General features: G+C 37.8%; 14 protein-coding genes and 5 pseudogenes. 15 read left to right on the plus strand and 4 right to left on the minus strand.

All coding sequences use genetic code 11. The features are described 5' to 3' along the window. Positions 1 to 29: 29 nt before the first annotated feature. From BO18_RS36410 to BO18_RS35430, 6 genes and pseudogenes are all read left to right on the plus strand, one after another. A pseudogene (locus BO18_RS36410) lies at positions 30 to 202 on the plus strand (PhoU domain-containing protein); the annotation flags it as partial. Between the two features lie 38 nt (positions 203 to 240). After that, a pseudogene (locus tag BO18_RS36575) lies at positions 241 to 893 on the plus strand (HD domain-containing protein). Positions 894 to 1,010: 117 nt separating this feature from the next. Next, the gene (locus tag BO18_RS00010; protein WP_034442061.1) at positions 1,011 to 2,807 is read left to right on the plus strand and encodes a Na/Pi cotransporter family protein; all 1,797 of its coding nucleotides are present in this window, start codon (positions 1,011 to 1,013) and stop codon (positions 2,805 to 2,807) included. Between the two features lie 9 nt (positions 2,808 to 2,816). Next, the gene (locus BO18_RS00015) at positions 2,817 to 3,485 is read left to right on the plus strand and encodes a response regulator transcription factor (RefSeq protein ID WP_034442064.1); all 669 of its coding nucleotides are present in this window, start codon (positions 2,817 to 2,819) and stop codon (positions 3,483 to 3,485) included. Beyond that, positions 3,482 to 4,318 (plus strand): histidine kinase dimerization/phospho-acceptor domain-containing protein, encoded by an 837-nt coding sequence (locus tag BO18_RS35425; RefSeq protein ID WP_242856494.1) that lies wholly within the window; start codon positions 3,482 to 3,484, stop codon positions 4,316 to 4,318. Before BO18_RS00015 ends, BO18_RS35425 begins: the two co-directional genes overlap by 4 nt. Positions 4,319 to 4,337: 19 nt before the next feature. Beyond that, positions 4,338 to 4,808, plus strand: coding sequence for a sensor histidine kinase (locus tag BO18_RS35430; RefSeq protein ID WP_242856495.1), 471 nt, complete (start codon positions 4,338 to 4,340; stop codon positions 4,806 to 4,808). On the opposite strand, the gene BO18_RS00025 is transcribed toward BO18_RS35430, so the two are convergent. Next, positions 4,761 to 5,501: a hypothetical protein gene (locus BO18_RS00025; protein WP_051688361.1), complete on the minus strand. Its 741-nt coding sequence runs from the start codon at positions 5,499 to 5,501 to the stop codon at positions 4,761 to 4,763. The two genes, BO18_RS35430 and BO18_RS00025, sit on opposite strands and share 48 nt — an antisense overlap. After that, positions 5,498 to 5,626, minus strand: coding sequence for a helix-turn-helix domain-containing protein (locus BO18_RS34170; RefSeq protein WP_081860841.1), 129 nt, complete (start codon positions 5,624 to 5,626; stop codon positions 5,498 to 5,500). Before BO18_RS34170 ends, BO18_RS00025 begins: the two co-directional genes overlap by 4 nt. A gap of 206 nt (positions 5,627 to 5,832) precedes the next feature. Here BO18_RS34170 and BO18_RS00030 point away from each other — a divergent pair, with 206 nt between their 5' ends. From BO18_RS00030 to BO18_RS00065, 8 genes and pseudogenes are all read left to right on the plus strand, one after another. Next, positions 5,833 to 6,183 carry a plasmid mobilization protein gene (locus tag BO18_RS00030; protein ID WP_026664580.1) on the plus strand — a complete coding sequence of 117 codons (351 nt, stop codon included), beginning with the start codon at positions 5,833 to 5,835 and terminating at the stop codon, positions 6,181 to 6,183. Positions 6,184 to 6,346: 163 nt separating this feature from the next. Beyond that, the gene (locus BO18_RS00035; RefSeq protein ID WP_027114869.1) at positions 6,347 to 6,619 is read left to right on the plus strand and encodes a hypothetical protein; all 273 of its coding nucleotides are present in this window, start codon (positions 6,347 to 6,349) and stop codon (positions 6,617 to 6,619) included. Between the two features lie 51 nt (positions 6,620 to 6,670). Continuing rightward, positions 6,671 to 6,967, plus strand: coding sequence for a hypothetical protein (locus BO18_RS00040; RefSeq protein ID WP_027114870.1), 297 nt, complete (start codon positions 6,671 to 6,673; stop codon positions 6,965 to 6,967). Between the two features lie 114 nt (positions 6,968 to 7,081). After that, positions 7,082 to 8,138, plus strand: a pseudogene (locus tag BO18_RS00045) (ORF6N domain-containing protein). Positions 8,139 to 8,151: 13 nt separating this feature from the next. Continuing rightward, a pseudogene (locus BO18_RS36415) lies at positions 8,152 to 9,858 on the plus strand (recombinase family protein). 512 nt (positions 9,859 to 10,370) lie between these two features. Next, on the plus strand, positions 10,371 to 10,592 hold the full coding sequence (locus BO18_RS00055; protein WP_034442072.1) for a GNAT family N-acetyltransferase: 222 nt from the start codon (positions 10,371 to 10,373) through the stop codon (positions 10,590 to 10,592). 36 nt (positions 10,593 to 10,628) lie between these two features. Then, positions 10,629 to 11,015, plus strand: a complete 387-nt coding sequence (locus tag BO18_RS00060; RefSeq protein WP_034442076.1) for a hypothetical protein — start codon at positions 10,629 to 10,631, stop codon at positions 11,013 to 11,015. Between the two features lies 1 nt (position 11,016). Continuing rightward, positions 11,017 to 11,322, plus strand: coding sequence for a hypothetical protein (locus tag BO18_RS00065; RefSeq protein WP_185752296.1), 306 nt, complete (start codon positions 11,017 to 11,019; stop codon positions 11,320 to 11,322). 510 nt (positions 11,323 to 11,832) lie between these two features. On the opposite strand, the gene BO18_RS36580 is transcribed toward BO18_RS00065, so the two are convergent. After that, entirely contained in the window at positions 11,833 to 12,102 is a 270-nt protein-coding gene (locus BO18_RS36580) for a TetR-like C-terminal domain-containing protein (protein ID WP_185752297.1), read from the minus strand. Beyond that, a complete protein-coding gene (locus BO18_RS00070; protein ID WP_034442083.1) occupies positions 12,059 to 12,382 on the minus strand; it encodes a TetR/AcrR family transcriptional regulator in 324 nt (107 codons plus the stop codon). Before BO18_RS00070 ends, BO18_RS36580 begins: the two co-directional genes overlap by 44 nt. A gap of 145 nt (positions 12,383 to 12,527) precedes the next feature. On the opposite strand from BO18_RS00070, the pseudogene BO18_RS00075 reads away from it, so the two are divergent. Further along, positions 12,528 to 12,946: pseudogene (locus tag BO18_RS00075) on the plus strand (radical SAM protein); the annotation flags it as partial.

The raw sequence follows: 12,946 nt of genomic DNA on the forward strand, positions 1-12,946 counted from the left end.
AAAGGATGTTGTAAAAGCTAGGGAAGTTTATTGAACATGATGATATTGTTGATGAGTTGTTTGTAAAGGCAAAAAAGGATGTTATCCAACTTATCTTAAATAATCCTGAAGAAGGTGAGGAGGCAACCGATATTTTTTGATGATAGCAAAGTACTTTGAACGAATAGGGGATCATGCAACAAATATAGCAGAGAGTGGGTAATTTTATTCACTAAAGCAGAAGGAGAATGAAGATGAAGTATAAAAGATATTAAAGAGAATGAAGAGGTACTGGCATTAATAGCAAAGGGAAATGAAAACCCTTGGAATATTGGGGTATACAGACCATTCAGAAGTACATGCAGCTTTGGTAGCCGAGCGTGCTACCAATATTCTTGAGATTCTTGGATACAGTAAGAAACAGATTGAACTTGTTAAGGTGGCTGCATTTATGCATGACATTGGGAATGCCATCAATCGTAGTAGGCATGCAGAGTATGGTTCATTACTTGCAAATGACATATTAAAGAAAACAGGCATGGATAGGCAGGAGAGACTTACAGTGGTTTCTGCAATCGCCCATCATGACGAGTCAACAGGTGGAGCTACAGATGTAATATCAGCTGCACTCATTATAGCAGACAAAAACAGATGTTAGAAGAAACAGGGTGCGTCAGAAACCAAAAGCCAACTTTGATGTTCATGATAGAGTGAATTATGCTGTTACCAAAACAGATCTTATTATTGATAAGGATAAAAAGCAAATTTCATTAAATCTCGAAATTGATGAGAAAATCTGTACCATGTATGAATATTTTGATATTTTTCTCGGTAGAATGCTGATGTGTAGAAAAGCTTCAGAACTATTGGGAGTAACGTTTAGATTAATGGTTAATGGAAATAAAGCATTGTAATAGTAAGCAAAGTTTATAATTTTACATAGATTTTACATAGGACATTCATACATTTTACTTTCATTCAGTATGCTAATAATTGGCGTATTTTTTTAGCATACCCAGAAAGGAATTTGTATGGATATTTTTAATGTTCTAAATATGATAGGTGGGCTATCCCTGTTTCTATATGGAATGAGCATGATGGGGAATGAACTGTCAAAGATGGCAGGCGGAAAGTTGGAAATAATTCTTGAGAAGCTTACTTCAAAGAGGATATTTGCGGTGTTGCTTGGCGCAGGAGTTACGGCAGTTATTCAATCATCATCTGCAACTACTGTCATGGTAGTTGGATTTGTAAATTCAGGCATTATGAAGCTAAATCAGGCTGTAGGTATTATTATGGGGGCAAATGTGGGTACAACTATTACATCCTGGATGCTTTCACTTACAGGAATCGAGGGAAGTACCATTTGGCTTAAGATGCTAAAGCCTTCATCATTTTCGCCTATATTAGCGGCAATAGGTATTATTTTAGTTATGTCAAACAAAGAAGAATCTAAGAAAAAGGATGTTGGTGGAATCTTACTTGGATTTGCGATTCTCATGTTTGGAATGGAAACAATGAGTGGAGCTGTGTCTGGGCTAGCAGACAATACTTCTTTTACAAGAATGATGACAGCTTTTAGGAATCCTATACTTGGAATGGTTGTTGGGGCAATTCTAACGGCAGTAATTCAAAGTTCATCTGCATCTGTTGGTATTTTGCAGGCACTTTGTTCTACCGGAGCTGTACATTATGCAGTAGCGCTTCCGATTATTATGGGGCAGAATATCGGAACCTGTGTAACCTCAATTATTTCATCTGTTGGGGCAAACAGAAACGCACGTCGCTCAGCGATGATTCATTTATATTTTAATCTTATAGAAACAATTATTTTTATGGTTGTATTCTATTCTTTGAATACAGTTATAGATTTTGTTTTTTTAGATAAGGCTGCTAATGCAGCAGGGATAGCTGTGATTCATAGTTTATTTAATATTGGTGCGACAATACTTCTTTTCCCATTTGCGGATAAGCTTGTAAAGCTGGCTGAAATAACCATACCAGATGGAGCAGAAGAGCCGGAGGCTAAAAAGGATTCTATCATTATTGACGAGAGATTCTTGGACAGGCCGGCATTTGCAATGGAATTATGCCGTGGAAAAGTAAGAGAAATGGCAGAGTATTGCCAGAAATCTATCACCTTATCACTGGAAGCCCTATTAGAATATGATAAGAAAAAGGTTAAGGAAGTTAAAAGACTTGAAGCTGTAGTCGATAAGTACGAGGATGCAATTGGCTCATATTTGGTAAAAGTATCAAGTAAGAATATTTCAAAATCAGATAGCCAAAGTATGTCCATTATTTTGCATAGTATCAGTGATCTTGAAAGGATTTCAGATCATGCCTTAGAGATTGTTAAATCAGCAGAAGAAATAAAAGATAAGGGCTTAGAGTTCAAGAAGGGGCAGCTCAGAGAAATGAAAGCTCTTTGTGGAGCTGTTAATGATATATGTGCACTAACAGTTGATAGCTTTTGTAGAAATGATGTAGAGCAAGCTACTCATGTTGAGCCTCTTGAAGAAGTTATTGATACACTATGCAAGACCATTAAGGAGAATCATATTAATAGATTGAAGAAGGGAAAGTCTACTATTGAGATGGGATTTATTTTGGATGATGTATTGACCGGTCTGGAGCGAGTATCTGATCATTGTTCAAATATAGCTGTTGAAATGATAACTATTTTAGATGATGATTATAATACGCATGAGTATTTTGAAAGCTTATCTAGTGAAGACAGAAAGAGCTTCAACAAGGAGTATGAAGAACTGATTAAGCAGTACCCCATCAGTAAGAAAGAGATAGAACAGTCTAAGGACGCACAATAGGAGAGAAGAATGGCGCTTATTTATATAATTGAAGATGATGACAGCATAAGGGAAATCGAAGAGCTGGCCCTCATAAATGCGGGGCATAAGGTATTAGGATTTTCATGTGCAAAAGATTTTTATGACAAGATGAATGATGTGATTCCGGATTTATGCTTAGTGGATATTATGCTTCCGGATGAAAGTGGCAATGAAATAGTAAAGAAGCTTAGAAAAAATCCTGAGACAAAGAAGCTTCCTGTGATTATGGTTACAGCTAAAACAAAAGAGCTTGATTTAGTTAGAGGAATTGAGGATGGTGCTGATGATTATATCAAGAAGCCATTTTCGGTTATGGAACTAATCTCAAGGGTGAAAGCCCTGCTTCGTAGAACTCAGGCTGAGGATATAAAAGAACTTAGGCTGGACGAACTAGTTATAAATAATGAAAAGCATGAGGTTACTATCAGTGGAAATCATGTTGAGCTAACCTATAAGGAGTATGAGTTTTTGTCTTTTCTTGTATTAAACAAAGGAATCGTACTGAACCGTGACACTATCATGGAGCAGGTATGGGGAGCTGATTACGAGGGGGAATCAAGAACTATAGACATGCATGTAAAAACTCTTCGTCAAAAATTAGGGGATTATGGTAGTAGAATCAAGACCGTGAAAAATGTAGGATATGTAATCGAATGAAAATAAGAATAAATATAAGACTGGTTGGAATTGCGATATTAGCAATTATCGCAACAGTTATTGGAATTACAATTATATATTACAATCTCTTTGAGGGTCAGGTGCGATCAGATCTATCTGTCAGTGCGAAACTTCTAAAGGATACCAAAATTTTTGAAACAGTAGATATTGATGTAGATCAGATAGATTTATCTACTGATTTAGATGAGCTGCGTGTAACTTGGATTGATAAAGATGGAACTGTTTTATATGACAATGATGCCTCAGCGGAGCTATTGCAAAATCATTTTGACAGACCAGAGATACAGGCGGCTTTTGAACAGGGTGAAGGGGAAGCAGTTAGAAGATCTGACACTATGAATGAGGATACTTTCTATTATGCGTTGCGTTTAGATAATGGAACGGTTCTTCGTGTTGCTACCAATGCACAGAGCATTTGGGCGGTATTCATATCAGCGATACCAATTATTTTATTAATTATTCTCCTTATCATTTCAATTTGCATAGCGATTTCTCATCTGCTTACAAAACAGTTTTTAAAACCAATAGAGATTATGGCGGAAAATTGGGAGAATGCTGATTATGAATCACCGTACAGGGAATTGGATCCTTTGGCAGAAATGCTTCGCACCCAGCATACAGATATTTTATCTGCTGCAAAAGCCAGGCAGGATTTTACGGCTAATGTTTCACACGAGCTGAAGACACCGCTGACCGCTATTTCTGGTTATGCTGAATTGCTAGAGGGAGGAATGGTAGGCGCTGAGAAGCAGAATCATTTTTATCAGGAAATCAGAAAGAAATGCCGACAGATTACTTGCATTGATAAATGATATTTTGAGACTCTCGGATTTGGATAGAAAAGATTCTGAGTTACATTTTACCGAGGTTGACTTATATGAGACTGTCTCAGAATGTATGGAAGTCTTATCAGTTAATGCGAAACAAAGAAACGTGACAATAGAGCTTGAGGGGAAAACGAGTATTGTTTGCGGAAACAAAGATATGCCCAAAGAGTTGGTTGAAAATCTGGGGCAGAATGCAATCAGATACAATAATCCTAATGGCAAGGTAAAGATTTCTGTGGGAACAATTGATGGTCAGGTTGCGCTTACAGTTAAGGACAATGGAATAGGAATACCTGCTTCAGAGCAGCAGCGAATTTTTGAACGATTTTATCGTGTTGATAAAAGCAGATCAAAAGCTACAGGTGGAACAGGGCTTGGTCTTGCGATTGTAAAACACATAGTTGAGATTCATGATGCCAAAATTGAGTTAGATAGTGCACCTGGGGTAGGAACGACTATATCTGTGTTGTTTTAGGATTATTTTTTCTTCTTCCCGCGTCCCATTTCCTTTAACCGGTTTGCAGAGATCAGAGTAGCGCTGCAAAATGTCGGTAAAGGTCTTGAACTCGTATGGATCCATCTTAGTAAAATTGATTTTGAAGAGTTTGCTATACATGACCATCTGAGCCTGAGTGACATTGTCGGCGGTCTTTAATTCCTCAAATGAGTCAAGGATATCGTCAACCGGTGTGGTTGCATCACCGGTTTCTGCATCTTTGCCATGGGCATCTCGTATAGCTTTTGCTATTTTGACAATGTCGTTTCCAAGAAGATTGTTGAAGTAGTTGTCTTCAGATATGGTTGCTGCTTCTAAGGTTTTCATGTAATGATCTTCATCGGAAATGCCTTTATTTTGAAGCCGAACTCTTGTCTGTTCAATCATTTTGTTGATGTTTCGAAATTGCATTCCGGCAAGATTATCAACGTAGATTTCCATGTCCGAAAGAAAATTTATAAAATCCGGGTGCTTAATCATTTCACAAATCAATCTGACATTAAGCTTCCCACTTTTTAGTAAATCTACAGTTTCATCATCCAGTCCAAGTTCATCTATAGGAAATAGATGTTGTTCTCTATTTTCAGTAAGTCCCAGAAGATAGTCTGATGTTACTCCATAAAAATCCGCAAGTGGTGATGATGGCCTTGTGAGAGATTTCTTTGTAATCATCTGTTTTCATAATTTCCCAGTGATGCTCTGGATATTCCGGTCTGCTCTGACAATTCTTGCAGAGACAGGCCTTTTTCTATTCTTAAATCTTTTAGTTTTTCCTGAATTGATAATTTACACTTCAATGCTTTATTCCCCCAGTGCTTTTCCTAAAGTCCTTGTATATGTAAATCATAACAGAATGTAAGTTTGCTATAAATGATGAATTCCAATATCGTGGAAAAATTTGAGTAGAGCATCTATTTCCTACCTCTTGGATATACGGGGTTGGGCTTCTAAATCTTGGATAATTAGTCCATGAACAACGATAACGAGAGGAGGTGAAAAGCAAATGTTGTTAAATCAGGGATACGTTCCATGTAACAAACAGATTCATATCAAGATTCCCGAAAATGAATTACAAATGATTCACGACAGGATGGAGCAGATAGGAATCAAAAACATGAGCGCCTACATTAGGAAGATGGCAATCGATGGATATTATATCCACATTGATTTCAGTGAGTTATTAGAAATCATCAAACTTCTGAAAATTGACAGCAACAATATCAACCAGATTGCAAAAGTTGCCAATTCATGTGGCACTGTAGATAGCAAAACAATTTCTGATATGAAGGAGAATCATGAGCGAGTTTTGAAAAAGGTAGAAAAGACTTTCAACAAATACTTAGACATTTATTGACTTCGTTTTTAGCCTGCTTTGCAGGCGTAGCTTGTCGATGAAAATCGGCAATCAGGGGGATTGGGGCACACTCCCCAACAAGCAAAATCGCATCAGGTGTACACCGATGCACTGCTTGCCAATTTGTGAAAGACTATAAAACTATGATGAAAGGGAGGAAAATATGGGAAGGAATTACTTTGAAAATCCATCTTGTAATGTAGCTTTTGAAAGATGCATCGATGTACTTGCTGAGCTAATTGAAAAGTATGCCGGGAAGTTTGCTATGGATGATATAGGCTATGACTATTGCGTATATATTGGCAATACGCCGGTCACACTTGTTTATTCATACAAAAATTTGGGTGATCGACTCAAAGATTATTATAGGCAATGTTATCACAATCAAGACTCAGGGATGAAATCAGAAAAGAGCATGTGCCAAAAAGCAAGTTGACAGTGACACAGTGCGGAATTACAATGGGGTCAGAAAGCGAGGTGGCACAAGATGAAAATTACAACTCTTGATGAAGCCCTTGAAAGAATAAAGGAATTAGAAAAAGAGGTTGCAGAGCTAAAGGCGGAAAATGAAACGCTCCGTAACCGTAACTTCGGTGGTCGCAAAAAACATGATGAAGCTTGGATGGCAGCATACAATGATTTCATGTTGAAGTATGAGAGTGGCATGACTCTTATGGAGATTGTGGCAGAGGGGGATGTCAGCAGAAGAACAGCCTATCGCTATCTGGCATATTATAAAGAACTGCAGAAAATTGCAGGGACTTCAAAAAGTGTTCAAAAGTGAACACTTTAACTATAAAGTTTAAACCGGTCGAATTCGACGGGGTTAAAAAGAAAAAAGGTTAAAACGTAGAATCTTGAGGTCAAAATTTTTCACCTCAAGATTGGAAAGGAAAATATGGGCGAAAAAAAGAACGAAGTGGTGGATAATACTGAATTAGTTCCAGTAGAAGTTACAGAAGAATTTTTGAGAGAAAAACTATATGAAGTTCGTGGCGTAAAGGTAATGCTTGATGCAGATTTGGCAGAAATATATGGATATGAAACTAAAAGGTTAAACGAGCAGGTAAAAGAGAAATATAAGAAAATTTCCTGAAGACTTTATGTTTCAAGTGACTGATGAAGAAGTGAAAATTTTGTGGTCGCAAAATGCGACCGCAAATATTAATTCAATGTCGCGTAGTAATCCATACGTTTTTACAGAGCAAGGATTGTATATGTTAATGACAGTTTTAAAAGGAACACTGGCAGAAAAACAGAGTATAGATTTAGTTCGTACTTTCAAAAAGATGAAGGACTATATTATTGATAATCAGAGTCTTATTGGTCAGCGTGAAATGATGCAGCTATCAATGCAAACTGCAAGCAATGTGGTCGAGATAAAAAAGCTCCGAATGGATCTTGTTTCTGTGGAAAAACAAATGTCAGATGTCATGGATGGACTTAGCGATGTTGTGACAAAATCTGATCTTGCAGACATGATGAATAGTTTTGTTAGTGACGAGGATAATGGCTGGCTCATGTATAATACCAAGTATTGCAGTGCGGATGTGGCATATTCTTCAATATACAGTAAAGCCAAGAAATCAGTATATCTTGTTGATAATTATATTGGAATTAGAACGTTGGTACACTTGAAAAATGTTATTTCGGGAGTGGAGATCAAGGTGTTTAGTGATAATGTAGGTACTTCAAAACTCCACAATATTGAATACAAAGATTTCTGCAAAGAATACCCAACATTAAAAATTACAATGCAACGTACCGGTGGAATTTTTCATGACAGATTTATTGTTCTTGATTACGGAACAAAAGATGAACGTGTATTTCTGTGCGGTGCATCGTCAAAAGATGCAGGTGGTCGTATCACAAGTATTGTAGAAGATTTTGGAATAGATAAGTATAAACCGATGATAAAGAAATTATTGCAAAATGGATTATTGCAACTTCCATAGGAGGATGTTCTAAATGAAGAAACAAACAAAATGCTATATCTACACCCGTGTTTCTACAGCAATTCAGGTTGACGGTTATAGCTTGGACGCCCAACGAGATAAGCTAAGCAAATATGCTGAATATCAGGATATGGAAGTTGTAAAAGAGTTTTCTGATGCAGGCCACTCCGGCAAGATTAAAAAGGTAGACCGGAGTTCTCAAGGATGCTCGAAGAAATCGCAAGTGGTGCGGATGGAATAAGCTACGTTCTCGTTTTTAAGTTGTCAAGATTTGGAAGAAATGCAGCTGATGTTCTCAGTTCATTACAGCTAATGCAGGATTATGGTGTTAATCTGATCTGCGTAGAAGATGGAATAGATAGTTCTAAGGAAGCAGGAAAGCTTATGATTTCAGTTCTATCGGCTGTCGCTGAAATTGAGCGAGAAAATATTCTCGTCCAAACAATGGAAGGCCGTAGACAGAAAGCAAGAGAAGGTCGTTGGAATGGTGGCTTTGCTCCCTACGGATATACGCTTGTTAATGGGGAACTCATAATTGCAGAAGATGAGGCTGAAATCATTCGTATTATTTTTGACAAGTATATTCATACCAATATGGGTGTCAACGGTGTGGCGGATTACTTAAATACGCATGGATACAAGAAGAAAAAGCGTCAGAATAATACGCTTGATGCATTTGCAAGCTCTTTCATAAAGGGAGTACTTGATAATCCTATCTATATGGGAAAAATGCCTTATGGCAGACGCTCTAATGAGAAGATTCAAGGAACTCGAAATGAATATCATGTTGTAAAACAAGAAGAATATGATTTATATGATGGAATCCATGAGGCTATTATTTCAGAGGATGACTTCAGGCTTGCGGCTCAGAAGCGAAAGGAGACAGGAGTAAAAAGAGAAAAAGACGCATAGCCTTGAGCATGAACATATTTTATCAGGAATTCTTCGTTGTCCTGTTTGTCATGGCGCTATGTATTCTAATGTTAATCGTAAAAAGAAAGCTGACGGCACATACTATAAGGATTTCTTCTATTATGCATGTAAGCATAGGCTTAAAGTCGATGGTCATAACTGTAGCTACCATCATCAATGGGGGCAGGATAAAGTAAATGCTGCCGTAGAAGAGGTTATATATAAGCTCGTCAATAACCCAAAGTTTCAAGATGCTCTCAAAACTAAAGTGGGAGCAAAAACAAATACAGAAGAGTTGGAAAAAGAAAGAGAAATCTGTCGGACCAGACTTCGACAGACAATCGGTGCTAAGAATAAACTGGCTGAGCAGATGGACGCTCTTGATGTTAGTGACAGGTTCTATGACAGAAAATATGATGATATGCAGGAGCGCATGAATAAGCTATATGAGGAAATTGGTGCAATAGAAGATGAGATTGATACCATCTCCCTGAGAATCGAAAACATAAACAAGAAGCAGCTTTCCAAAGACTCTATCTATCGCATCCTTAAGAGCTTTGATAAAATATACGGTGAATTCACAGATGCAGAAAAGAAGCGCTTTATTAACTCTTTTGTAGAGCGTGTTGAAATCTTTGAAGAGGAACAGGAGGATGGTCGCTTCTTGAAGAGTATCAAATTTCGGTTCCCGGTATACTACAATGGGGCCGAGACACAGGAAGTGGATCTTTCTGATTCTGGTTGGGACTATCAAAGAAGCCTTGAAACCGTCGTGCTGTTAACGAAGACGAGCGGTAGCGAAGGCTGAGTGTTACAGGCGCGGTTGTTCTGGCGAGCCCCGTATTTTGGGGCGAGAGCAGAACTTCATTGTGAAATAGTGGTGAGAAGCCAACGGGTTTGAGGCGGTTTTAGAAGGAAACAAGTCGACTAAAATCGAAGCAAAAATTATGTACTTATGGCGGACAAGTACATTTGGGGGATAGGGAAAAAGACCTATCTGCGGACAATGCTTTTGTACGCCAATACAAAAGAATTTTACATAGTACGCCAAGATGTATCTTGATGGCTTTTGAAGCATTTAACTCCGCGGAGAGGTATCGAGTAGAGGCATAGATATTGGCGGACATGATAATTGATTAGTAAAGGAAGGCTGTGTATGCAGGCTTCCTTTTTAAAAGCTTAATACCAAGTATTTTGATTGTTTTTATACAATTGACTACTGGTATAATGGATAATAGGAATTACCAATATTCCAAAGCAGAAAGGATTATATCACGTATCTCTTAAAGCAATCCATCAATTCAGTTTCGCAGGACCTTGATGGCCCTTATGATGTGGCAGATCGGCATAAATGTGGAGCCAAACGGAAGACGAAAGGGCATTGGAAAGATGCTGGTTTCACTTCTTAAAAATGAGATCCTTGGTAAGGGAAGGCTTCCATATTACGGTACTTCCATGGGACATATCGCTTCCCAGAAGGTTGCTATCGGTTCAGGGTTTGTGCCGGCCTGGGCAGAACTTGTAACAGATAGGCTCGAATGATTTTTACATATACTGTCATTTTGGAGAGGACATGCGATGCAATCAGAGTCCACAAACAAATCTCAAAAGAATAATAAGCGGAGAATCCTGATTGTATGTTTTGTTGCTTTTTTCCTGCTTGGTATTTACTTTTTAATTGGAAAACCTATGATTGCTTTTGTTGATGATGCAGATGGATTTCAAGAATATGTTAAAAGCAGAGGCATCTTTGGACTATTAGTGTTTGGATTTTTTGTTTTTTTACAGACACTCTCAAACTGCATACCAGGACTTCCGTTTTATCTTGCTGCTGGCGCTGCATTTGGAGGCATTAAGGGAGCAATCATTTGTGATATATTTGCAACTATGGCAAAACACAACTGCATTCCTCTTGGGAAAGAAATTTGGAAGAGATTTTTTGCTTCTGCTTTTTCCCAAAAGTAAATTGGAACAGGTTGAAAATCTTGTTCTAAATAAAAATCCGGTATTGGTACATGTTCTGTTCATGCTTTTACCATTGCCAAAAGATACTTATGCATGGCTTGGCTTTTATTCAAAAGAAAATGTGATCCAATGGATCCTGATCACTTTTGTTGCAAGGTTTCCGCATATCTTTATCTATACATTCGGAGCTGAAAAGATGCTAGAGAACCAATACAGCTATATTGCTGCGGGCGCGATCATTGCAGTAGTCGTTTACCTGGCTGTTGCTATGCTTATTAAAAAAAAAACTGTTAATAGTGGTGAATAAATGGCACTATATGCACTTGGAGATCTCCATCTGTCTTTTCAGGCAGACAAACCAATGGATGTATTCGGAAAAGCAAGGAGAAATCACGAAAAAAGAATGTGAAAAGCAGCTTTGTAAATTATTTAGTTAGACGCATATTTCTCAGATTAAAAGCACACTATTCTATAGGTGTTGCGTTTAGTCTGAGAATTCTTTTTTTCTATATATCAAGACGTATTTCGAATATGGGTCTCTTGTGTTCATATGATGATCAACAACATTATATGAAAGACAGGTGCAAAAGTTTATTGAACTTACTCATGAGAAATACTATGCTGAGCTTTCAGAGTACTTTGGGGATACAATCATTGCTTTTTTTACAGACGAACCCAATATCCTTGGACGAAATGCCGTGTCAGTATAGTATGAAGGGTGACGTGATGATATGAATCAGGATTTGTTTCCGGATGGGGCAAGCTTTTCAGATTTTGTCTCTTGAATAAAACTTTTGGATGTTTCGTTAAGTAATTTTCATTCCAATCTTAAGGTTTCTGAGCATACCCTTGCCATATATTCAGGAGATTCTTTCATACCGTTTTTTATCCATGTCAGCGACACTTCCCATAAGCCGCCAGCAATACCTCTGGCAATATATTCATGTTGGGAAGCGTATTCGCTGTCTGAGGCAATACATAAGGCATTATAGAACATATCCGTAAAAGAAATATTTGAATTACGGATAAGTACACACATGTCTTTATCGGAGTGCAGCCTTGAAAACACCTTTAAAAAACCACTCATACGTGTTACTTTTCTGCAACAGTCCTGTCAAAGAAGCGCTGAGCTCGTCAGTTATGTTTTTTGTAATGTCCTGAATGATAGTCTCTTTTGAAGGATAATTTCTGTAGACAGAAGCTCTTGAAGCTCCTGATTTTTTTATTATCATGGTCATATTTATATCTTTGTACGGATGCTCTTTCATCAATCCGATCAGCGCATCACAGATGCATTCTTTAGTAATTCTATTGGACTCCTTATTTGACATTCTTCGTATATTTCTTTTTTCAAGCTCTGTGGACATTTTGGCCTCCATTTGTATTGTCACGACATTTTGTAAAATTGTGTATCAAATACGCACAACATATTGTTTGACATTTGTATAGATGATATAAATGTATTATCAGACAGATGTTTTGTCAATATACATAAAAATACTGGGAGACGATATGAACACATTTACAAATATTTCACATGCAGCGCAAAGACAAGCTTTTAGTATCCTGATAGACAAATTCCTTGGCCATCTTGATAAGACTGATGACCGCACCAAAACATACTTAAAGCTCGTTGATGAAGCAGAACGCTTTTGGGGAAGAAAGGCTGCTGATCCTGAAAAACTGGAAGCTGTTAGACGTGCATTTAAGGATCCGGATAACCGCTGGGTAAACTTTATAAACAGAGTAGTGGATGAAACTGATCCGCATATAGCCAAAATGACCATGCTCAATCTGGGGTACGAGGCTTTCTTCAGGGGAACAAAGACTATACGGAAGAACAGGGAAAAATACGGCTGTAACATACCATGGCTTATACTTTTTGATCCTACTTCTGCCTGCAATATGCACTGTAAAGGATGCTGGTCAGG

The organism is Butyrivibrio sp. AE2032, assembly GCF_000702965.1.

What these genes read in the sequence shown, in the direction of transcription:
- BO18_RS00010 (WP_034442061.1), top strand. Translation starts at nt 1,011, where the DNA reads ATGGATATTTTTAATGTTCTAAATATGATAGGTGGGCTATCCCTGTTT.
- BO18_RS00015 (WP_034442064.1), top strand. Translation starts at nt 2,817, where the DNA reads ATGGCGCTTATTTATATAATTGAAGATGATGACAGCATAAGGGAAATC.
- BO18_RS35425 (WP_242856494.1), top strand. Translation starts at nt 3,482, where the DNA reads ATGAAAATAAGAATAAATATAAGACTGGTTGGAATTGCGATATTAGCA.
- BO18_RS00025 (WP_051688361.1), bottom strand. Translation starts at nt 5,501, where the DNA reads ATGATTACAAAGAAATCTCTCACAAGGCCATCATCACCACTTGCGGAT.
- BO18_RS00030 (WP_026664580.1), top strand. Translation starts at nt 5,833, where the DNA reads ATGTTGTTAAATCAGGGATACGTTCCATGTAACAAACAGATTCATATC.
- BO18_RS00035 (WP_027114869.1), top strand. Translation starts at nt 6,347, where the DNA reads ATGGGAAGGAATTACTTTGAAAATCCATCTTGTAATGTAGCTTTTGAA.
- BO18_RS00040 (WP_027114870.1), top strand. Translation starts at nt 6,671, where the DNA reads ATGAAAATTACAACTCTTGATGAAGCCCTTGAAAGAATAAAGGAATTA.
- BO18_RS00055 (WP_034442072.1), top strand. Translation starts at nt 10,371, where the DNA reads ATGGCCCTTATGATGTGGCAGATCGGCATAAATGTGGAGCCAAACGGA.
- BO18_RS00060 (WP_034442076.1), top strand. Translation starts at nt 10,629, where the DNA reads ATGCAATCAGAGTCCACAAACAAATCTCAAAAGAATAATAAGCGGAGA.
- BO18_RS36580 (WP_185752297.1), bottom strand. Translation starts at nt 12,102, where the DNA reads ATGAGTGGTTTTTTAAAGGTGTTTTCAAGGCTGCACTCCGATAAAGAC.
- BO18_RS00070 (WP_034442083.1), bottom strand. Translation starts at nt 12,382, where the DNA reads ATGTCCACAGAGCTTGAAAAAAGAAATATACGAAGAATGTCAAATAAG.